Origin of the sequence: Mesorhizobium sp. M7A.F.Ca.CA.004.06.1.1 (assembly GCF_003999135.1) — a bacterium.
GTDB lineage: Bacteria > Pseudomonadota > Alphaproteobacteria > Rhizobiales > Rhizobiaceae > Mesorhizobium.
This window is the reverse complement of record NZ_RZPQ01000005.1, coordinates 1-22,060: the sequence shown is the minus strand read 5'-3', so window position 1 is coordinate 22,060 and position 22,060 is coordinate 1. Positions and strand designations below refer to the sequence as shown.

General features: G+C 55.3%; 17 protein-coding genes and 1 pseudogene. 11 read left to right on the top strand and 7 right to left on the bottom strand.

All coding sequences use genetic code 11. From position 1 onward, the window contains the following. Positions 1-209 precede the first annotated feature (209 nt). The 3 genes and pseudogenes from EN906_RS01190 to EN906_RS01175 all read right to left on the bottom strand — a co-directional run bounded on the left by EN906_RS01190 (position 210) and on the right by EN906_RS01175 (position 3,178). Positions 210-1,265 (bottom strand): hypothetical protein, encoded by a 1,056-nt coding sequence (locus EN906_RS01190; protein WP_127271157.1) that lies wholly within the window; start codon positions 1,263-1,265, stop codon positions 210-212. A gap of 1,481 nt (positions 1,266-2,746) precedes the next feature. Then, positions 2,747-2,809 (bottom strand): annotated as a pseudogene (locus EN906_RS37975) (transcriptional regulator); the annotation flags it as partial. 120 nt (positions 2,810-2,929) lie between these two features. Then, a complete protein-coding gene (locus tag EN906_RS01175) occupies positions 2,930-3,178 on the bottom strand; it encodes a helix-turn-helix transcriptional regulator (protein ID WP_127268922.1) in 249 nt (82 codons plus the stop codon). Positions 3,179-3,590: 412 nt separating this feature from the next. Between EN906_RS01175 and EN906_RS01170 the strand changes: the two genes are divergently transcribed. The 6 genes from EN906_RS01170 to wecB all read left to right on the top strand — a co-directional run bounded on the left by EN906_RS01170 (position 3,591) and on the right by wecB (position 11,358). Continuing rightward, the gene (locus tag EN906_RS01170; protein ID WP_127268924.1) at positions 3,591-4,112 is read left to right on the top strand and encodes a helix-turn-helix transcriptional regulator; all 522 of its coding nucleotides are present in this window, start codon (positions 3,591-3,593) and stop codon (positions 4,110-4,112) included. Between the two features lie 1,024 nt (positions 4,113-5,136). Beyond that, on the top strand, positions 5,137-7,020 hold the full coding sequence (locus EN906_RS01165) for a nucleoside-diphosphate sugar epimerase/dehydratase (protein ID WP_164748680.1): 1,884 nt from the start codon (positions 5,137-5,139) through the stop codon (positions 7,018-7,020). Next, complete coding sequence (locus EN906_RS01160; protein WP_127268928.1) at positions 7,017-8,312, top strand: glycosyltransferase family 4 protein; 1,296 nt, start codon at positions 7,017-7,019, stop codon at positions 8,310-8,312. Before EN906_RS01165 ends, EN906_RS01160 begins: the two co-directional genes overlap by 4 nt. Positions 8,313-8,323: 11 nt before the next feature. Then, complete coding sequence (locus tag EN906_RS01155; protein ID WP_127273148.1) at positions 8,324-9,193, top strand: SDR family oxidoreductase; 870 nt, start codon at positions 8,324-8,326, stop codon at positions 9,191-9,193. Between the two features lie 22 nt (positions 9,194-9,215). Next, positions 9,216-10,226: a polysaccharide biosynthesis protein gene (locus tag EN906_RS01150; RefSeq protein ID WP_127271261.1), complete on the top strand. Its 1,011-nt coding sequence runs from the start codon at positions 9,216-9,218 to the stop codon at positions 10,224-10,226. Then, positions 10,219-11,358 (top strand): UDP-N-acetylglucosamine 2-epimerase (non-hydrolyzing), encoded by a 1,140-nt coding sequence (gene wecB, locus EN906_RS01145; RefSeq protein WP_272483079.1) that lies wholly within the window; start codon positions 10,219-10,221, stop codon positions 11,356-11,358. Before EN906_RS01150 ends, wecB begins: the two co-directional genes overlap by 8 nt. A gap of 120 nt (positions 11,359-11,478) precedes the next feature. On the opposite strand, the gene EN906_RS01140 is transcribed toward wecB, so the two are convergent. Continuing rightward, the gene (locus EN906_RS01140; protein WP_127273149.1) at positions 11,479-12,975 is read right to left on the bottom strand and encodes a hypothetical protein; all 1,497 of its coding nucleotides are present in this window, start codon (positions 12,973-12,975) and stop codon (positions 11,479-11,481) included. A 290-nt stretch (positions 12,976-13,265) separates the two neighbouring features. On the opposite strand from EN906_RS01140, the gene EN906_RS01135 reads away from it, so the two are divergent. From EN906_RS01135 to EN906_RS01125, 3 genes are read left to right on the top strand one after another with little or no spacing between them, the layout of a single operon-like run. Next, entirely contained in the window at positions 13,266-14,219 is a 954-nt protein-coding gene (locus EN906_RS01135; protein ID WP_127267026.1) for an NAD-dependent epimerase/dehydratase family protein, read from the top strand. Beyond that, positions 14,216-15,427: a glycosyltransferase family 4 protein gene (locus EN906_RS01130; protein ID WP_127267025.1), complete on the top strand. Its 1,212-nt coding sequence runs from the start codon at positions 14,216-14,218 to the stop codon at positions 15,425-15,427. Before EN906_RS01135 ends, EN906_RS01130 begins: the two co-directional genes overlap by 4 nt. A 14-nt stretch (positions 15,428-15,441) precedes the next feature. Next, positions 15,442-16,362, top strand: coding sequence for a glycosyltransferase family 2 protein (locus EN906_RS01125; protein ID WP_164748681.1), 921 nt, complete (start codon positions 15,442-15,444; stop codon positions 16,360-16,362). Here EN906_RS01125 and EN906_RS01120 read toward each other — a convergent pair. Next, the gene (locus EN906_RS01120; RefSeq protein ID WP_236382656.1) at positions 16,359-16,907 is read right to left on the bottom strand and encodes a heme-degrading domain-containing protein; all 549 of its coding nucleotides are present in this window, start codon (positions 16,905-16,907) and stop codon (positions 16,359-16,361) included. The two genes, EN906_RS01125 and EN906_RS01120, sit on opposite strands and share 4 nt — an antisense overlap. 268 nt (positions 16,908-17,175) lie before the next feature. Here EN906_RS01120 and EN906_RS01115 point away from each other — a divergent pair, with 268 nt between their 5' ends. Both EN906_RS01115 and EN906_RS01110 read left to right on the top strand, forming a co-directional pair. Then, entirely contained in the window at positions 17,176-17,886 is a 711-nt protein-coding gene (locus EN906_RS01115; RefSeq protein ID WP_127267023.1) for a hypothetical protein, read from the top strand. Positions 17,887-17,988: 102 nt separating this feature from the next. Continuing rightward, positions 17,989-19,314 carry a hypothetical protein gene (locus EN906_RS01110; protein ID WP_127267022.1) on the top strand — a complete coding sequence of 442 codons (1,326 nt, stop codon included), beginning with the start codon at positions 17,989-17,991 and terminating at the stop codon, positions 19,312-19,314. Positions 19,315-19,629: 315 nt separating this feature from the next. On the opposite strand, the gene EN906_RS01105 is transcribed toward EN906_RS01110, so the two are convergent. Further along, positions 19,630-20,127 carry a MucR family transcriptional regulator gene (locus EN906_RS01105; RefSeq protein WP_127267021.1) on the bottom strand — a complete coding sequence of 166 codons (498 nt, stop codon included), beginning with the start codon at positions 20,125-20,127 and terminating at the stop codon, positions 19,630-19,632. Positions 20,128-20,818: 691 nt separating this feature from the next. Next, positions 20,819-21,376, bottom strand: a complete 558-nt coding sequence (locus EN906_RS01100) for a hypothetical protein (protein WP_127267020.1) — start codon at positions 21,374-21,376, stop codon at positions 20,819-20,821. Positions 21,377-22,060: the final 684 nt, after the last annotated feature.

Genomic DNA, 22,060 nt, shown 5'->3' with positions numbered 1-22,060 from the left:
CGGCGGTGTATCCCACGGCCACACTTAGGAGCGAAAAGGGCCGAGGCCGGAAACATCCGCCCTCAACACATGTTCGCATTCGACGCCTCCGATCATGGCTTAACGCGCAGAAAGCTGGCAGTTGGTCTTTGAGATCATTCGACGTTCGAAGGTCCGCTACTGACGATCCGAGCCTCGGAGCCGTCGGTCCACTCTCGGCCCGAAAGCGGTCAGCGCACGGTTCTACAAGTAGGGATCGCGCGACGGACGCGCTCAACAAGTGCGCGAATCTCTTCAGACTGACGCAGTAGCTCTCCGCTGGTCCGCAGGTTTTGCAGGCGCTGTTGGTTGCGCTGGGCTAGCCATTCCTGGCGCTGATTTTCCTTTTCGATCCGCTCCCGCTCTGCGCGCTCCTCGGCTTCCCGCAGGCTAGCTCTGAACTTTTTCTCGCCCGCCACGATGATCGCAGCCGCAATCTCAGCGATCTTTGACTCAAGCTTGGCGTCACCGTCATCCTGCCAAGAAACCGTATTCTTGCGATCGAAACCTGGATCGATCCGCAGCGCGATAAGGGTTGATGCTGGCAGGTCTGGCGCCGGCCGCAGGTACCCATGCTGACGCACGGTGCGGTGGCTACCGACTATTCCAATGTCCAAACCAAGATAGGAATCGCCGATGGTTGCTCGCGCATGAACTTCGCCATCGCGCTCGTAGGCATCACCGTCATGGCCACGCTTGCTGAGCGCCAAAAACAGCGCATTGAAGATTTTCAGCCGCCGCTTGCCTAGTGGATTGTCGAACTTGGGTTCGTCAAAGCTCCACTCACGCTCTGCATTTTTGTCGCGGCGGCGCTGCTCCTGCTTGAGCAGTTGAACGAGCCCTTTGTGGGGCCTGTCCAACGTCTGCGGGACAGAGACTTTGCCAATCGCCTTCAACTCTTGTGCGTGGAGTTCGTCGAGGTCTTCTGGAACCAGGGCGGACGCAAATGGCCCATTGGATGCAAGAGGGGCGGCAATAGGCAGCACCTTTTTGAAGCGGCCGTCGACACCTACTCGACCCAGTTCACCGGGGCGCCGCGGTGGCGCCTTGGGTACTGATGGCACCCTCTTTCCGGCACGGATTTTGTTCCAATAACCTTGCGGCGGCGACGCTACTCCGCTTCGCGTCAGCAGCTTCTTTAGCCCGACGTCGGACAGTTCGAGCTTTGCCGCCAAGTCCCGCATCGGTGCAGACCAGGCGAACGCAATCAGATCGTCAGGCAACACAAGAATGTCATTCTGCCACACGGCGGCTTATCTCCATTTTGTTCAGCCAGACTGCTTTTGGCACGCCTTCGCAGTGTCGATATGACACGCCGGCCAGTGCCATCTAAGGTCAAATCTGGCGACTCCGACGTGCCCGCGATCGTGCCAGAGATGCGCTCTCGTCATCAAGGCGGCTTCAGATCGGCTGCGGCTGAAGCGGCGCTCTCAGTGCACATCAGCGGTATGCTCTAGAAGCGATCCGCCTCCTTTCGTAGTTCTTAGCGCAACAGGGGACACCCGGGTATTCCCGCGTGGCAGAGCGAGTTTTGGTGCTATCGAGCGAGAGCCACGAAATACGACCGAAGAACGATGGCGAGATAAAAGGCCGCGAGGTGCGGCGTCGATCGGTTGTGTTGTTTCAAGTGGTTATGCCGCATTTTCGCGAGGTGCGGGTCTTTGCTGCACCTCCCAAGATCGTCGATTTTCGTTCTTCGTCCGTAGCTTAGTGCGATGTGCGGCAGCCCGACTGGCTTTTGTGGGGCCCGGGAAGGAGGGCGTGGTCAGAGACTGTTCTTGAGGTGGCCGCTCGTCGGTAGATAACGAGCTGTTGGATAGACCACGTTAGAACCTCGCCGACCTAGCCCGAAGTCCCCCCGGATCGGCGAACGGCTCGCTGCAGCAGAGGGGCTTCAGCTCGGCCCGTAGAGCCGACGTCGCCAGCGCCGGCCGTAGGATGCCGGCCGAGCGCAGGCTTGTAGGCTGGCGCCATCCTCCGCACGGCGGATACATTGGCTTCACCGCCCCAATGGAAGCGCCGGTCGCGACAAGCCCGCGCTCAATCGGAGCTTCCGCAGGGCGGTTAGGCACGGCATCCTAAGATGCAGGCGCTACGCATCGCCCCAGCCGCCCTGGCTCTCGACTGCTTGGATGTGTTGATCCTGACACGAATGCGCAAACCGTCGTGCTACGCTTTGATGGTTCGACGTCACTGGCGTGATGGGCATCAATGCTAATGGAAGAGGTTGCCATGTCTAGGATCCAACCGACGAGCTTGCACCTCCACTCCGGCAGCGCAGTCGTTCCTCGTCGGTTACGGCGGCGCTTGGTGCAGAGCCGCCGAGCCGAGACCAAGAACTGTCCATGAGTCTTCGAGCGCTGCTTGACGCGCACAAGATAGCTTATGCTGAGTTCGGCAAAGCCCTATACGAGTTAGGCGGTGGCAGCGGCGACCCCGCCAGAGCCAGCCGGCAAGAGCAGAGGGCGCTCTCGCCATCTGCGGCTATCCTGCCGTCGGGGGAGGGGATCGCCTAGCCAAGGCCCGATATCTTTTAGAGATGGAGTCGCGCGGCGAACTCGACCTCGCATAGCAGGCAGTCCTTCAATCGACGATTTGGGAGGTATGATGCGACCGGCGCACGCACGGTCGGGTAATGAACTTTTGGGTATGCGCCTCATATTGGACGCAGAAGGTTAGTTTGTGTGCCCGTAACGCGTCTCACAAGAGGCGCATCGGTTTGCTACTGCAGCGTGATGACCGTCGGATTGCGACGACCACGTTCCAGGCCGCTTAGATATTGCTGGCTGAACCTGAGCGCGCTTCCACCTTGCCTTCTCCCGACGCAAGCGACCGAAATTTCGGCCGCGAGTTCGAGCATTTCCATGTGCGTAGACTTGGCAGCTTACACACGTTGAGTTTATCAACTTCTTTATTCGTCAAGCTCCGACTTCGTTCCCTGCAGATCAGCTGAGGGGCGCTTCAGCAATTCCGCGGCGTCCACGCCCAGCACTTCGGCCAGCCTATCAACGACGTCGATGCTGGCGTTATACACGTTGCGTTCCAACGCACTAATGTAGGTGCGATCGATCCCTGCCTGATGCGCAAGCTCCTCCTGTGACAGGCCTTTGGTCTGCCGCAAAGTTCTCAGGTTGCGCGCGAACACCTCTCGGATTTCCATAGATACGAGAGCAGTGCCTTGAAGAGTATTTCACCACGGAGTATTCTCGACAATCGACGTTCGGAGATTCGGGATCCGTGATTGGTTTGGGACGGGAGAGCTTCCGCTCGAGTTCATGCTTCTCTTCGCGGTCGGCGTGCAGCCGCCGCAAGATGGGGTTGGAAAGGCTGGTGAACCGGATCTTCAATGCCGCCCTTAAGGTATTTTTTCTGCGGCTGAGACGAGTATCCCCGGGCCGCAAGACCCTACTGGCGATTGGTGCCGCAAATCCGGCATCAAACTCTCTGACCATTCGCGTAATCCACCAAAGGCCAGAAAGCGGACCAGGAAGGTTTCGCACTCCCTGTTCATTGGAGGTTTGGTGAGTTTGGCCGGAGCATACCGCGACGAACTCTCCAGTCTGGAGTGATATATGCAGCATCAGAAGGCTTTTCCGGAATCGAAGCGCACCAGATTTGAGGTGTTGACAAGGGCTGGAGCGGAGACCGCGCCTCATCCCACCGATCAGCATGTTGGCAGGCAGATCGCGATCATTCGCGTCCAGTCAGACGTCTCGCAGGCACAGCTTGCCCGATCCATAGGTGTCAGCTTCCAGCAGCTTCAGAAATATGAGAACGCGAGGAATCGCGTGAGTGCTTCCATGCTCTACGAGATCGGCAGGTCCCTGGACGTCCCCGTCCGTCGCTTCTTCGAAGGCCTGCCTGGGAATGAGACCAGCCGTGAAGCTTCGCCCCTGCCTGTCGACGAGCGCATCGACTTCATTGCAAGCGCGGAAGGCCGGCGCCTGATCGAGGGGCTGATGCATCTTCCTTCACGAGTGCGTGGTCGCATGGCAGCTGTAATCGCCGCATTGGGCGAGGAATTAGCGGAACCCGATTCCTATAGGGACACCAAGGCGACCGAACCCATGCCTGCCAACCGCAAGTCCATTTGAAAGGTGGTTGCGGCGGTTTCGTAGCAACCTGGGAGTATCGCCAGCAGGTAAATCAAAGCCGGGCGGTTCCCATGCCGCAGCTTCGCACCGGCCATCTGCCGTGTGCCTCCTTTTCCTCTACCTCGAAGTGAAAATCCCTGAATCGTTTCGCCTCGAAGCGAGGCAGCATGTCGGAAAGTTGGGCCCTGGTGACGTCAAGGGAGCGGCTCAGAGACTTCTTCTCCTGAAAGACTGCACAGCATGGCACCGCATCAACAAGCTACGGTCCCTGAAAGTGGAGGGTCGTTTACAGGCCTTCGACGCGTAAGGATCGCCCCCTGTGCGTGCGTCAGGAAAAGCGCCGCGGCGGGCTCTGCCCACAAGAAACTCAGTCGATAAGGCCTAGGACGTCATCACTCTGGCCTGGCTGTGCAACGAAGACTTGTCCAATCGCCAAATAGACTAAGGTCCGTCCTGGCAAAATCCGAAGTCAGCAGCCCGATCGGAGCATGGCATCTCGGCGGCGATCGCCAGCTCTTCCGCAGAGATGGCGCCGCCTGAATCAAGCCCAAGTTCAAAAAGTGGGGGCGACTGGATCATTATCGTTGCCCTTATGGAAGCCACCAAGTAGTTGTTGCGTAGTGGAGGACTGAATACATCATGCAAATAGAATCACCGGTCGGATCACGGCTCGCTACGTGATCGTGCTTCGTCAACGAAAGCTATCATTGGACCGCGGCTTCCGGCTGGGGAGATTATTATCCGTGCTCGAAGCGTCTTCGCTGGTCTATACAGTTGGACAAATTGGCTCAAATTGGACCCGATCCTTGACCGAGCTTCGAGGAGACAGCTTGACTTGGGGTTGAGACATCCGTGAACCGCCTGATCAACGTGACCATCCGTGTTGAACGAAAGCCTTAAGCAGGTGCCGGAAGCCAGATGCGGCCTTCCAGGCAGCTCTGATGTCAGGATAAAGTTTAGAAGGGGTCTAACTATCCCTAGGCCAATTACGCTGCGAGGAATGGCCCTAGCGCACGATGGCATAATGGGTGCTGTCGCGATGCTACTAGCATTTGTGTTGCGACTGGATTTTGATGGCTTCCTGCTAAATTGGCCGGTATTGCTTGGAGCAGCTACCCTCTTCGGGGTCATGGTCAGTACGGCAGGTTTCTTGCTGGGACTAAACCGCGGAATATGGCGCTATGCGTCGCTTCCTGATTTGGTAGCAATCGCTGGCGCGACTAGCGTGGCCATCGCGCTCTTTATTGTCGCTGAGTTCCTTCTGATTCGGCTGAATGCGATCCCACGCTCTTCTGTTGTCATAGCCTGGGCGTTCACCGTCGTGCTGTTGGCCGGACCTCGCGCTGCGTATCGAGTTTACCGCAATCACCATGACAGCAAACGAAGAAGAAAGGCCGAACCCGCCGGGGGAAGAAACGTGCTCTTGATCGGAGCTACCGACAATGCGGAAGCTTTCCTGAGGGCTATAAAGGAAAGGGATCGTGCCTCATTTGAGGTGCTGGCAATCATTGACGAGAGAGGACGAAGAACAGGCCGATCTATCCGCGGAGTTCCAGTTATGGGGCCTTTGGAACGGCTACCCCAGATTCTCTCCCGATTTGAGGCTCGGGGGCGCCGCCCAGAGGCGATAATCCTCACGCGATCACGTGATGATTATGAACGTCATGCCAGCATTGAAGCGCTGGTCGAAATTGCCGCAACTCAGAAGCTAGAAATCCTTCGGCTGCCAAATTTGCTCGATATGCAAAGCATCGATGCGGAGATCGAACTGCGGCCAATCAAGCTGGAGGACCTTCTGCAACGAGACCCCGTTCGACTGGACGTGCCCAAGATCCAGTCGATGATTCAGGGTAAGACCATCATGATTACAGGGGCCGGTGGCTCCATTGGATCTGAGTTGGCACGACAGATTGCTGACCTGAAGCCCGGAAGCCTAATTCTTCTCGATGCCAGCGAATTCGCGCTCTACACAATCAAGTCCGAGCTGTCTCAGAGATGGCAAAATATCGATATCCAAGCCGCTCTTTGCAACGTGCGGGAAAAAGAGGCGGTGCGCACGATCGTTGAACGCTTCAAACCTGATGTGCTGTTCCATGCTGCGGCACTGAAGCATGTGCCGATGGTTGAGGCTCAGCCGCTCGAAGGCATTTTCACCAATGCAATCGGAACACGAAATGTCGCCGATGCGGCGCTCAGTGCAAATGTATCCAGGATGATCATGGTGTCGACCGACAAGGCGGTAAATCCCGCCAATGTTATGGGGGCAACCAAGCGAATGGCGGAGATGTATTGCCAGGCGTTGGACCTCGACCCGGAGGTCATCGGCACGCGGTTCATCACAGTTCGGTTCGGCAATGTCTTGGGGTCGGCTGGCTCGGTCGTCCCTCTTTTCGAACAGCAGATCAAGGCGGGTGGTCCTGTGACCGTCACTCATGCCGATATGGAACGCTTTTTCATGACGATCCCTGAGGCCTGTCTCCTCGTTCTACAGGCGGCGGCATACACCCCCGCGCCACAGCATGAGCGAGGCCGGATTTTCGTGCTCGATATGGGGTCTCCGGTGAAAATCGTCGATTTGGCACGAAATCTTATTCGGCTCTCGGGACGGCGACCGGGCAAGGATATTCAGATTATCTACACGGGGCTGCGGCCAGGAGAGAAGCTCTACGAGGAGCTGTTCGACAGCAAAGAGACCTTGAGTGAGACAGGAGCCCCAGGCATCTTGGCCGCATCGTCGCGGTCGATCAAACGTGCTGTCATTGTGCGCATTTTTGATGAAATGCAATGCGTGGTCAGCGCCCGGGATCTGCAAGGCGCCGTGAAGCTCCTCAAATCGACTGTGCCGGAGTTCACTCCCGGCATCGAAGATCACCTGCTGATGAGCATCAAGCGTTCGGCTGAGTCATGAACCTCGCGACCGCGGCTTTGTGCGGCAGCCCGTCACCAGACCGAATTAACGAGAAGTTGCGGGTGCTGGTCGTCAGTCAGCATTTTTGGCCCGAAACGTTCAGAATCAACGAGGTTGTCGAGTCGCTTCGCTCGTGTGGGTGCGACGTTGAGGTTTTGTCCGGTCAGCCGAACTATCCGCATGGCCAAATATTTGAAGGCTACCGAGCGCTTAGCTCAGGGACTCAAATTCATCCGTCCGGGTACCTGATACACCGGGTGCCTGTTGTACCGCGAGGCAAAGGCGGGGGGCTACGGAGAGTGTGGAATTACCTCTCATTCGTCGTGTCGGGGAGCATCATCGGGCTATTTTTAACGCGATCCAAGCGATACGATATTGTCTTCGTGTATGCGAACTCCCCGATTCTGCAAGGATTGGTAGGGGCCGTTTTCAGACAGTTCAAATCTGCCGCTCATGTGATTTGGGTCCAGGATCTGTGGCCGGACAATTTGGAAGAAACAGGGTTTGTTCGCAACCAGCGAGTGCTGAGCGCTGTGGAGGCCCTCACTCGTTTCATTTACCAACGTTCCGACCTTCTTCTAGCCCAGTCACGCGGTTTCATCGCAAAGATACGCGCCGTTGCCGGCGATGCGGTGCCAATCGCATACCACCCCAATCCTGGCGATTTGAATCTGGCGGTGGATAGCAAATTCACGGGTTCGCCTCTGGATCTTACGCGCGGGTTCAATGTCGTGTTTGCGGGTAATCTCGGGTCAGCTCAGGCGCTGGAGACAGTTTTAGACGCGGCAGGCCGAATATCAGATCCCGAGATCAACATCGTGCTTGTTGGAAGTGGAAGCCGGTCTGAGTGGCTCAGGACCGAAATTGAGCGACTTCATCTCACCAATGTCATGCTAGTAGGACGATTTCCGCCAGAGGCAATGCCGGCGGTATTTGCACAGGCCTCTGCTCTCCTAGTCACACTTAACCGGGCAAAGGGTTTAGGTTTGACGGTGCCGAGCAAAATCCCGACATACTTAGCAGCTGGGCGCCCCATCTTGGCGTGCCTTGATGGCGAGGCGGCCGATATCGTAAGCGAGGCCAAGGCGGGCCTAGTTGTGCCAGCCGAAGACAGCATAGCCCTGGCAGAGACAATCATACGATTGAAGGGCCTCCCAAGAGAAACGCGGGAGGCGATGGGTACTGCGGGGCGTGAATATTTCAATCAGCATTTCGCACCTGGTCCACTCGCTCTTGATTTAGTCGAACATTTCCGTCGGGCTTTAAGGGAGCGACGAGCATCACGGAGATAGCGAGAGATACCATGGCTCAATCGACGCACCCCAGAATCCTTGTCCTCGGTGCCTCGGGCATGCTGGGCAATGCAGTTTTCAGATTCTTTGCGAACAGCGAAGGCTACGTAGTTTTTGGCTCCACCCGTTCAAATAATCTGCATCCTGTTTTTCCAGAAAGTCGGGCGACGCTGATCGACGCAGGCGACGTCGAGAATTTTGATGGACTAAGCAAGATTTTCGCGGTGGCAAACCCGGATGTGGTCATAAATTGCATTGGGCTTGTCAAGCAGATGTCATCTGTGAATGACCCTCTCGCCGCAATTCCGATTAATGCAGTTTTGCCGCATCGGCTGGCACGCCTCTGCGCAGTCGCGAGGGCTCGTCTCGTTCATATCAGTACCGATTGTGTCTTTGACGGTGCGGCCGGGAACTACAGCGAAAGTGCCCGGCCCAATGCTGATGATTTATACGGGCGGAGCAAGCTGCTGGGCGAAGTAGTTTGTGAGAACTCGATAACCCTTCGGACTTCGATAATCGGCCGCGAGTTGAACACTTCACACGGCTTGGTCGACTGGTTTTTGAGCCAACAGGCTGACGTGAAAGGGTTCACCCGAGCCGTATTTTCCGGACTGCCTACCGTGGAACTCGCCAGGATCATTCGCGATTTCGTCCTGCCAAATATCAAACTCACCGGCGTGTACCATGTGTCGTCAGATCCAATCAGCAAGTATGATCTCCTCAGAATCATTGCCGAGGTTTACGGCAAAAAGACCCAAATCGTTCCGGACGACCAGTTGGTGATTGACCGCTCATTAAATTCATCTCGTTTCCAGAACGCTACCGGCTACCGCCCTCCCGACTGGCCGGTTCTAATCCGATCCATGTATGACTTTGGCTAAAACATCCTCGAGCGAGACGTTAATGTTTTCCAACAAGACCCTTTTGATTACTGGGGGCACCGGCTCTTTTGGCAACGCTGTGCTGGCTCGATTCCTCAAAACGGACTTCGCAGAGATCCGTATCTTTAGCCGGGACGAAAAAAAGCAGGAGGATATGCGCCTGTCGTTGCCGGACGATCGCTTAAAATTTTATATTGGTGATGTCCGCGATTATCACGCTGTCGATGATGCAGTTCGCGGAGCCGACTACATCTTCCACGCTGCGGCGCTCAAGCAAGTGCCGTCTTGCGAATTTTACCCAATGGAGGCGATCAAAACGAATGTTCTCGGCGCTGAAAACGTGCTTCGCGCTGCGATCAGCCATCGCGTCCAGCGTTGCGTGGTGCTTAGCACTGACAAGGCTGTATACCCTGTAAACGCTATGGGTATGTCAAAGGCGTTGATGGAAAAAGTTATGATCGCGAAATCGCGAGTCAGCGATTCTGTTCGCACCGTCGTCTGCGCCACCCGTTACGGCAACGTCATGGCGTCCCGCGGCTCAGTGATCCCCCTCTTCCTTGACCAACTGCTAGGCGGCAAGCCCCTGACATTAACCGATCCCAACATGACACGTTTCTTGATGTCGCTCGATGAATCAGTCGACTTAGTACTTTATGCATTCGAGCACGCACGGTCGGGCGATATATTTGTTCAGAAGGCACCCGCTTCTACCGTGGGGGTTCTGGCTGAGGCGATGCAGGAACTATTCGAACGGGACAATCCGGTGAAAATCATCGGGACTCGTCATGGTGAGAAGCTTTTCGAAACTTTGGTGTCGCGCGAGGAAATGGTGCGTGCGGAAGACCTAGGCAATTATTATCGGATTCCGGCCGATTCTCGGGATCTGAACTACGACAAATATTTCGTTGAAGGCGAGCGAATGGTTTCAGAGCTGGAGGATTACACATCTCACAACACCGTTCGCCTCGATGTCGGTCAGGTCAAGGCACTGCTATCGCAGTTGGACATCCTTAAAGGGGCGCTCCGTGCTTAAGGTCATGACCATTGTTGGGACTCGGCCAGAGATTATTCGGCTGTCCAGGGTCATTGCAAAGTTCGATGCCAATTTCGATCACGTGCTCGTTCATAGTGGCCAGAACTACGATTATGAGCTGAATGAGGTCTTCTTTTCGCAGTTGGGCATTCGGCCGCCCAACGTCTTCCTCGAAGCTGCAGGTGCTTCTGCTGCGGAGACAATTGGGAAAGTCATCATCGCGGCTGATCAGGCGATCGAGAGTCATCGCCCCGACGCACTGCTGATTTTGGGTGACACGAATAGCTGTTTGGCGGCGATTGCGGCCAAACGGCGGAAGGTGCCCATCTTCCACATGGAGGCCGGAAATCGTTGCTTCGATTTTCGTGTTCCAGAGGAGATTAACCGCCGAATTGTGGACCATACAGCGGATGTCAATCTGACCTATAGCCAGATTGCTCGTGACTACCTACTGCGAGAAGGCCTCCCACCCGACCAGGTAATTGTTACCGGCAGTCCGATGCGGGAGGTGCTCGAGCACTACAGAAGCGGAATCGAAGCCTCGGCGGCGGTCAGCAATCTCGGCTTGACGGCAGAACGTTTCTTCGTAGTCAGTGCTCATCGCGAGGAAAATGTGGATTCGCCCGAGCGGCTAAGGAAGCTGCTTAATGTCCTCAATGGGATTGCCGAGCGATATCAGGAGCCAGTCATCGTTTCGACTCATCCTCGCACGAGAAAACGTTTGGACGCGCTTGGTGCCAGCTGCCATGAAAATGTCAGGTTTGAAAAACCGTTTGGGTTCTTCGACTATATTAGGCTCCAGTGTTCGGCTCGAGCCGTGCTTTCGGATAGCGGCACGATAACTGAGGAAAGCGCGATCCTGAACTTTCCCGCCCTCAATCTGCGCGAGGTACATGAGCGCCCCGAAGGCTTCGAAGAGACCTCAGTGATGATGGTCGGCCTGGACATAGAGCGCGTTTTTGACGGGCTTAAGATATTGGAGACTCAGTCACGAGGCGCGATGCGGACCTTGCGTTTGCCGACTGACTATAGCTCCGACAATGTATCCGAAAAGGTGCTGCGGATCGTTCTAAGTTACACGGACTTCATCAACAGGCGGGTCTGGAGGAAACACGAACCTGGCGCCGTCTGACCGCAATCGTGCCTTCGTCTCCCCGCAGCTCTGAGCGAAAAGCCGTCCGCCGCATTCCGACTCGCCATCGTCTAGTGCAAGGCAGGAACTCAGCCCAACTAAATCTGATACGGCAGATCCTCACACTTTCGCGGTAACCGCCCGCCTACCCGTAGCCAGCCAATCAACCATGTACCAAACGGCGCCGACGAAAAGCACCGACAGGACCAATTCGATCGCGTAAATGAACAAAGTCCACGGGAACCCCATTTGGACGAGTAAGTAGGCTAACGAGACACCTGTCACCGCCGCAGAGGCGACATTTTGTGTGACCCAGGCAGCCAACCATTCGATCGAATGGCCAGCTATTGTCAGAAAGAACATGAATACCGAGACGACGATTATCGACCCTGAAAGGCTGGCCACCCCAATGGGGCCTGGCAACGTGAGGAACGTATAATATTGGACCTTTCCGTACCGGTCACCGGACATTTTTTGGTAGATCGCTTGGGCGCCAGCGGCTGGGTCTTCTTTGATCACATGCAAGAACAAATCGCCTCCAAGATGGTCAAGATTTGCCGCGGCCGTCATCGTCCCTTCAAGTCCAACCCAGCGCATGACCGCGAGATTGCGCAGTTGACGGTAGAGACCGGCTAGGGCGAAACGATCACCTCTGACTGCCTCAACCTTGTCTATTATCGTCGCAGCCGGAGGCGCCGAGGAGTCGGGCGACGGTGCCAGAGTTTTTCCGATGCCTGTCGGCTGCTGTGGAACAACGCCTGACGGCTGCTGTGGAACGCCTTGTGTCTGTGCGGTGCTGATCGAGAAATCGAAAGTGCGTTCAAGGCTAACTACTGCAAGCGAGCCTGCAAAAACAAATCCGCTGAGACCCATGGCAACTGCGATCGCAACCCAACTCCTCACATCGCGACGTCGTAAGACAACGACCGCGAATGCGGCGAGAACATAGAGAAGCAACTGGATGCGGCTTCCCATCGAGAGCGATGCGAGCAGCCCAAGAAACACTGCTACGTAGATCAACACTGAATACGACCAGTCGCGTAGTTCGACCAGCCACAGGGCCAAGGTTAGGCCTCCCAAAAGAGCCCCCCATGCGATCACGAAGGCCGCGACCGCATACAGGCGGGGGTTGATGTTAATGCCCAAGGGGAAACCAATCCGTATAATGTGAAATGAGTAATTGGCCCAATACAGCCCGATAGAAACGGCAATCAAACTTGCAAACGCGAGGACGACAAATTTCGACACGAAAGGAGGCGCTACCGCCTTCCGAATTTCCTTGAACGCGGGATAAAACGATGCGGCCAATCCAGCCGCGCACACCCCTGAAAAGCCACTAGCTGCGAAAGCAAGTGCCTGATCCCACTCAGTCGTGAATGTGCTGGTAGGCTCGATGAGCGCGATGCCAAATACGAAATTAGCGACCGCTTTTGCAATGAATCCTACAAAAAGGAATGACGACAGCAGAAACACGAAAAAGGAGGACGGACGCCAGAGCGGGATGAAGACGGCAGCGCAGCCCGATGCATAGAACCAGAGGAGAATCAGTTTCGACTGGCCGGGATAGGTGGCTAGAAGGACGAAGCCCATTGAGGCAACAAGCAGCGCAACTCCCAAGAGAATCGCGTTTCCGGGCACATTTGCTCGAGATGGCTGAAGCTTTTGAGATTGGCTCATATCAACCCTTTACTTCAATGCTCGCGGAGACCACAAACCGACATGCGGCAAGCATGACCAAAACCCTCTGCGCCACGAATCGCGATTCTTCCCCATAATACACGCAGCCGGCGACGCAATTCGTTGTATGAGAAGCAATCCCCATGATATAGCCCTGCGAATTGCGAATTGGCTTGTGCCTCGTCTCATAAATTGGCTCGATTCGCTGCCCTTTTTCGAAGTCAGCCCGAATGACCTACAAGCAATGTGACACCGGTCCGCGCGTGGTAGTGCTCGGGGGAACCGGGTTCGTTGGTGAGGCCCTAGCGCGGCTGTTGGCCAATCCGGCCTTCCCACCCAGCCGGTTCATTGTGCATCGTTCGGAACCAGAATGGCTCAATCAAGCCGGCGTGAATGTCAAAAAGGCCGATTTGGAAGATTCTGCCGAGATGTTGGCCGCCTTGAGCGGTTACGACGTGATGATCAACTTATTACGCCCCGACGGCACCGGTTGGTACCCTACCGTATTGCGGAGCTTGCAGTCGACATTTCGCGACGCCGGTATTTCCCGTTGTATTCATGCTAGCAGCATTGACGTTTACGCAGGGGTACGCGACCGGCAAATCGACGAAGCCACATTGCCATGCGCGTTGTCGCCTTATGAGCAAGAGCATCTTATAGGTGAGGCAATTCTGACAGGCTCGTTCGCCGAGACGATTGTGTTGCGGCTGGGAGCTATTTTCGGATGCGGCGGACGCAATCTCGTCACTTTGGCGGAGGAGATGAAACAAGCCCCATCATGGAAGATTGCGCTCCGCCGTGCTCTTTACGGTGAAAGACGAATGCACCTGGTGAGTGTGGAGACTGTTGCACAGGCATTTGTCAAATTGGCGTTCGACCGGAAAATCCATGGCTCACAGATCGTCGTAGTTACCGATGATTCCGATCCGAATAACAATTTCGCGTTTGTCCAGGATCGCTTCGCCCTGGCATTCGGCCGAGAATTCCCGAAATTTGGACCAACCTCACCAAGATTCTTCCTTAGATTCTTGTTACGTCTGAGGGGGCTTCCGGCGCACGCTATTGACCGGCGCTTCTCTGCAATCAGGGCCACGGAATTAGGGCTAGTCTCCGAGGCGTTCACCAGCAGGCTGGACAATTACGCCAGTGATCTTGCGAGGGTGACTCGGATGTCGGGCGCATGAATATCCTCCTGACTACAGTTTCACTCGATTCCCAAAAAGGAGGAGGCACAGCAGAGCGAACAAGGCGGCTTGCTAGCCATCTGACGCAAAGAGGACATCGTTGCGAGATCGTCACTATGCAAGGCGGGGATCTCGTCGGGCAACTGCATGGTAGGAACATGCAAGTTTATATTACGGGTGCGATGCGTCTCCGCTTCTCGGTCCCGACAATCAATCCGTTTAGGCTAATGCGCAGCGTTCGAAACGCCGATGTCATTCATATTCTCGGGTACTGGAACTTCCTGTCGGTCGCGACAGCGTTTCTCGCGCGATGGCTCGGGAAGCCTTATACTTTCAGCGCTGCGGGGGAGTTTGTCGGTCTCAATCACCCTAGGCCGATCCCGTATCTCTTCCACATCGCCTTTGGAAAGCGGATGGTTCGGAATGCAGCGACGCTGATTGCGGTCACCCCCCTGGAGCGCCGTCAGATACTGGAGCGGTTCAAATCGCCAGAAGACAATGTCATCGTGGTTCCAAACGGGGTTGAGGAACAACCTTTAGCAGCTGAAGCGATGGAGACTGGACCAAATGGGCCGTATGTCCTTTTCGTCGGCCGACTAGCCGAAGTGAAAGGCCCCGATCTTCTTATAAGCGCGTTTGAGAAGATGAGTCAGGAATATCCGGATATCGGGTTGGTAGTAGCAGGTCCAGACTTTGGCATGCGCCTATCGTTGGAATCCTTTGTTAATGCGCACCACCTCGCCGACCGGGTTGTCTTCACGGGGCATCTAGGCGAGAGCGCACGGAGCGAGGCATATAGACGCGCGCTTTTCCTGGTCGTGCCTTCCCGAGCTGAGGCGATGTCACTCGTGGCGCTGGAAGCTGGTATCGTTGGCACGCCTGTTCTTCTCACTGACCAATGTGGGTTTGATGAAGTCGAGACGGTGGGTGGTGGATACGTCGTACCGGCAACTGTTGAGGGCTTGTATGGAGGGCTTCACTCGATGCTGGCCGAACGTGGTGATCTACCGTCGAAGGGACGAGCGCTTAGATCTTACATAGTGGAGACTTTTGCCTGGCCTTCGATTGTAGACAAGCTGATTTCTCGCTTTGAAGAAATAATCGCAAAAAGGGGGGCTCCCGCAAACGTCGTCGTAGATACGCCACAAAATCAACCGGCGATCGAGGCCCTGTCGACGACGATCAAGCGCACCGGAGAGGACCGTTGATAAGAGGTCCCCAAGTGTCGCTCGTGGTCCCAGCATATAATGCGACAGACTACATCGCGGAAACAATCGAAAGCCTCTTGGCCCAAGACTATCCAAATTTGGAGATCATAGTTGTAGATGACGGTTCAACTGACGGCACAAGCGATCTCGTCTCGAATTATGGTCCTGAAATTAAATTGCACCGTCAAGTGAACGCTGGCCAGAGTGCGGCCATGACCACAGGATGGGCAATGAGCACGGGGGACATCCTCGGCTATCTAAGCGCAGACGATCGTCTGCGCCCAACAGCTGTTCGGCGCTGCGTGGAGGAATTGTCGGCTCGCACTGATGTAGTTTTGGTTTACCCCGACTTCGACATTATCGACGAGCATTCAACTCTCAGGTCGACCTTACAGCCGCCGGAATTTTCGCGTCGTGCTCTCTACGCACACCTGCACTGCCTGCCGGGCCCTGGGGCCTTTTTTCGACGTGAGGCTTATGAACGAGCTGGTTACTGGCGAGAGGACCTTCGGCAGATTCCTGACCTCGACTTTTTCCTGCGCTTGGCATTGGAAGGTAATTTTTACCATGTGCCAGAGGTTCTCGCGGAATTCCGTATGCATAGCGCGTCGACCACCTACCGAGCTGTGCCATTTGAACGTGGAGAAGAACCGCAGCGCATGATTGAGACGTTCTTCCGACGGAAGGATCTTCCCGATGAACTCCGCAAATGGGAGCGTGAGACTAGGGCAAACGCTAATTTACTGTCGGCTGCGATCCATGGGCGTTCGGGACGAGTAGCTGTTGCCGTTCAACGATTATTGGCAGCAGCCAGGCACCCGCGGACACTGCTATCTCGCAAAGCCGTAAGCCACGCTCTTCTGATAGCCCGGTGCGCGTTTGCCCCCGTATCGGTGCGTATGCGGGAACGACGGAATGCAGCCAACAGAGACTAGTTCCATGTCTCGGGACCGAGGGACAAAAGGTTGGCATCCTTTCCAAGGTGCTCGCATAGACCTGCTACTGCGAGGTTATGGTCACTGCGTTGACTGAGGCCGGACACCGCAATCGCTCCAATCACGCCCACCCCTTTGACCCGGATTGGAAAAGCCCCGCCGGCTAGAACGAAATCCTGTGGATTCAGACCGTATCCGGGAGGGAAAGTGCGATCCTCACGTTGCTGCTGTAGGGCTAAGAGATAGCTGCTCTTGTGAAAGAGCTTGACTACGTTAAGCTTGCGCCGTGCCCATTCACCATTCGACGCCGTTGATGTCGGAAGCGCGGCGTAGAATAATTGACGATCCCAGAGCCGAATGTCGATAACGATCCCGACCTGTTCGCGCACTGCGATGGAACGAAGCGCGCAGCCTAGCTTAAAGGCCGCTGTTTCTTCAAAAGATTCGAAGACGAGCACGGATTCCTGTTGAACGATTTTCGGGACATCACTCGCATCCCCCTCTGAAGCCAAACTGCGCGTCATCTCTCCCGTCTTATCCGTCATGTCGAACTGTCCGCGTGCTTTTGCAATCGCGCCAAGGAGTCGGAATACAGGCGGTTAATGGGTCTAAGCAGCGCGTAAGACGTGCAGCCACGCGGCCTTATCGGCGAGTTCCTCGCTAATAGCTTCGGCCGTTGCCCATAGAGGCACTGGGTTTCTGATTTGATGTGCAAAATATCCATCCAATCATCCTACGCCCTGTCAAATACTCGGGATGGTGCTAGACGTCTAGGATGAATGGGCCTTTGAACGGTGTAGCAATTATCTGCCAATGACTGATCATACATTTTTCGCGATTTTGTTTGTGGGGAGACAGGGGTCCAGCTATCTCCAGGCTTTGCTTGACTCTCACCCAGATGCAACGTGCGAAGGCGAGCTATTCTCACCGACGGCGCGCTTAATCGCCGACTTGGTCAGGCGGCGCACAATATCTTTCAGAAACTCCCGTCAGAAGGACGTGGCTAGCTATCTTGAGAAGATGCTCCACAAAAAGGGTAGCAGGGTCACCGGTTTCAAAATGCCCTACCTGTCTCTGCTGGAGCATACTGACGCGGTAGAAGCATTCAAGAGATTCGGATACAAGATTGTCCGCTTGTCACGCGACAACCTGTTGGATCAATATATTTCGTACAGACTTGCGGCTTTAAATAATTCATGGAGATCGGACTACGGGCCGACAAAAATAAATGACTTTTATGCAGATCCAAATGATGTATTGACCGCTTTTGAGAAATGGACAAGCGACAACTCCGCTTTGCACCGGATAGCGAGTGAATTTCCCAATTTGCATGTAACATATGAACAGTTGGTCGACGGCTCTGGCGTATTGCGCTGCCTCGAATTTCTGAATTTGCGCGATGCACCTCTCGAAAGCCGTTTCAAAAGGCAGAGAACCGGCGCTCAATCTGAGATCATCTCGAACTACGACGAACTGAAGGGTCACTTTATCCAGACAGGGTGGGCGCGCCATTTTCTGGACTAACCCCGGTTCCAATTCACTGCAATTGGGCGCCCAATCATGCAGACGCCACAATTACTCCCAACTGTTCGTCCCTTTGTCCCCGGGCTAGCCGAGCGCCTCCCAATGAGCGACCCCATCTCCATTGATCTTCCGGTCGCTTCCGCGCCCTCGATATGGCGAGCTAGTGGCGCCGCTGCCGCCGGCCGCGTTGGCATATTGGCTGCAGGTCTTGCGAGCTCCTTGCTACTTCCTCTTGCCTTGCCTCCAGACAAAGTCGGCATCTATTTCATTGCTCAGATACTCACCTCAGGATTTGCAATCCTGGTTCAATTGGGCCTCACATTTACTGTGCCGGCGCTTGTCTCGGCCGCGACCGCGAAAGGAGACTTTGGACGAGCGCGGGATCTTATAGCTAGGATCCAGGGACTAGTTGTCTCTTTCGGCCTCATCACAGCATTGGCATTCTGGCTTGCAGAACATTGGATCGGAAGCAGCGGAGGCAACGAATGGGGAGAAATTTTGCCGATAGTCGCCGTAGCCATTCCCTGCGCAGCTTTGGGGTCTGTCCAAGTCGAACTGCTTCGAGCGGTTCACTCGATTCGGAGTTCGGCTTTCCTCATGGCCTTCCCTAGTGCCATTGTGGCCCTCTTCCTCGCGTTTGCCCTCGTGACACACAGCAGCGTCACCCTTCATCAGGTCCTATTGTGTAGTTTGGTCGGCTTCGCGATGGCAGCGGGTTTTGGCGCTTTTAGCATTTTTATGATGTCGCGCCGCTGGACTGAGCCAGCAAACGTAGAGACAAACCTACGAGCGATTATCCTTCGTACTCTGCCGAATCTCGCGACAACCTTGATGTTGTTCGGTCTATCTCAGGTCGACATGGTTCTGCTGACGCTCTTCACTAGCTTCTCAGAAGTTGCGCAATATGGTGTCGCTTTGAGGATTTCGACGGTACTGATCATGCCGCTCAGCATCGCAAATTCCGCCTTTGCCCCTTCTGCGGTACAGCATTGGACGCTGGGCGACCGAGTGGGACTTCAGCGATCTCTCAGAACATTGGTTGGTGTTTCGACGCTCCTGACTTGCTTAATGTATTTCGGGTTGGTGACTCTCGGCTATGCCGCTGTGCAGATTTGGAACCCACACTACGAAAGTTCTTTGTGGATAGCGCTGATCTTAGGCTGCGGCCAAGTTTGCCATGTTCTCGGCGGATCGTCAGGAGTTTTGTTGATGGTGTTAGGCGACGAAAAGTTTGCTTTTCGCATTACCTTGGGTACCGGCCTCGCAACCGTCGTATTGTGTACGGCTGGCGTTCTGATGGAGGGCCCGCTTTTACTCGCGTCGGCCGCGGCGTTTTGCAATGCGCTTCAGGTAGGTTTCTTCTCAGCGCGAGCCCGTAAGATATTCGATGTCGATCCAACAATCTTGTCGGTCGTTAAAGGCAAGTAGCGCGGAAGCTGACTAGTTCGGCTTGTCCTTGTGGGACTTGAACCTGTGAGCACCCGGGTCCCCCACCAGGCCACTGAGAACCAAGAGGCCAAACAAGGCCATAATGCAACCCACCCCGGCAAACAACATTATCCAGTACATATAACACCACCCCCGCCATTAGATACCCCAGATAAGGCTGATCTGCAAGATATCCCTAATGTAAGTAGTGGTTAGACGGTTCTCCGGCGACTGCGTTGCTCGCCGTGCCCAGCCTGTGGGTAAGGTGACACCCCTAGGCGTTGCATGACGGAGATACGAAGCCCCAGCTTCGCTTTACGCGTTCCTTGTGAGATTGCGCTTTGCGCCTTTAGCCTTGATACCCTTTGGGGCTGGCTTCTTGGCCGGCGCTTTCTTGGCGGGATCCTTCGTGGCAGGCTTTAGCCCTAGCCCTATCGACTTTGCCAACTCCGATCGCTGTGCGGCATAGCTTGGCGCCACCATGGGGTAGTCGCGAGGCAAACCCCATTTCGTGCGGTACTGTTCGGGCGTCATCCCAAGCAAACCCAGATGGCGCTTCATTGACTTGAATTTGCGACCGTCTTCCAAACTTACGATGTAATCCGGAAAGATCGACTTCTTCGGGTTCACGGCCGGCGTCAGCGGCGGTAGCTCCGCGACCGCTGTCGGGCCCAATTTCGAAAGCGCGGCGTTGACCGAAGAAATAAGATCCGGCAGCCCAGCCACTGGCACGGCGTTATTTTGTACAAACGCGGCGACAATATCGACCGTCAGCTCAATCAGATCTGTGTTTCGTTCAATTTCATCGGTCAATTGTTCACTCCTGAATTGGCAGTGCGAACCTATTTTGAATTGTCGCTTTGCGCAATGTTGGTATGAGGCAGATCAATAGAACCGGCGGGCTAATCCTGCGGTAAAGGGTGTTCAGAGGTCGTCACGCTGTGCTATCATTGCATGGCCGGAACAACCGCGAAAATCGGGCATTCGCATCACCGCCTTGGTCAACCAGGGCTGACATCAACCAGCTTCCCCCTCGATCATCATTGAGAGATTGTCGTCCCAAGCGGATGGCATCGATTGGTTAGCCGTGTTGCGAGTGATGCAAAATGGCCTCTCCCGAAAAGCCCGTCATCGATTTCAGCTAGGCGAAATCGGATCTGATCAAGACCATCATTGGCGATTGGCCCATTGCCAACGCTTATCTCCCGGTGCCGCGTCTGTTCGATGAGGAAAGCGAGACCGAGGGCTCTGCCTAACCGCACAAATCCAGGTAGTCGCACAAAAGCGCCAATAACGCCCTCGTCCGTCGCGTACAACTGCCCTCAGTCGTTTCAGCGTGTCGCGTGACAGTGGCCACCCGCGACAACGAACGTGCTGGACGACAACGGACTGCGGCTGACGTTGATCTACTGATGACTCAAACCTGCGCCAATTATCGCCCAAGAAGTGACTTGGCGAACTCCTCGATGATTGGGCAAATCTCTGTCATCTTGTCGGACACGCCCTAAGAATTGCCGGCGTCCACGTAGGCCATAGTCGTTTCAAATCCATAGAGGGATTGCAGTTCGATCAGCCGGTCGTAACCGACGCTATGAATTTCCTTTTCAGCCAACCATGTTTTGGATGCCTGAACCATCGCAGGGTATTTCGGTGGATCGAAGTCAGCCTTAGTCGCATTGTCCCAATTGCAGTTATTGTTATCGATCGCGGCGAGCAATTTGATTTGTTCCGCAACGGCTTCTGAGGGCCGTCCCGGGCGAAGCATGCTCCAGTTTCCGGCATCGATGTAAAGCTGCTCACAGGCGCTCTCAGGCATGCCTAACCCGGTTTCCTGCCCTTGCTCAAATGAACCTAGTTTCTTGCCGACCTGATCGAACGCGAGGGATTGAAGCCGCCGAGCTTCATCCAGATAGAAACGGTCATTGTCGCAAACTCGGTTGCTGAGGATACGCCCAGCGATTATGTATTTCGCCATCTTGCCTGTCATGGGCTGATCGGCATACGCACCCGCGGCAAAGGTCGTGAGCGCTAGGGCGCAGACTACGGCGCGGGTGTGGATCATGGTCTGTGCCCCTGAATTCTCAGCATATAGCACCGCGCCGGCCGGAGAATGCAACACGGGCCGGCTATGATTCCTCGGGAAATCCTGCAGGGAAGCGGCATTCGGATGCCGCAAGTGACGGCAAACGCGGCACGCCCATTAACCACCTTCCAGGATAGAGCGGACCCCAAACGGCACGTTGGGGGTTTAAGTTGCATGGAAAATCACCAGCACCGATTCTACTGTCATATTGAACGCGACGGATCGTGGGGAGTTTGGGATTGCGTCGCCAATAGGCCGGCAAGGTTGGGCGGTGGCGACCTTCTCGGGTGCACTGCCCAAAGGGCTCAAGCTGCGGAACACGTCCTGACGAGAATTTACGACGGCGGACTTGATGCCGTCGCTATCCGCATTGCGGGAATTGTCAGTTCTGCAGGTTCGGCCTGATCGATCTCGCGTTGGCCGCCTATCACGAATTGTCGGTTTCGTACTAAGCAGAGTTCTGTACGATTCCAACCCTTTAACTTTGAACGTCCATGTTTTGTAATTTGCCGGCTGAGGGGACGCCGTGCATCGAATCGCATTTCAGTGTCAATCGCGCGCCACAAGGCGTATCTTCATTGAATCGTCTGCACGTTTTTACGGGCGCGGACGGCAGGGAGATTGGAAAGCTCTTGCCCCAAGTGGGATTGAGCTATGACCAAT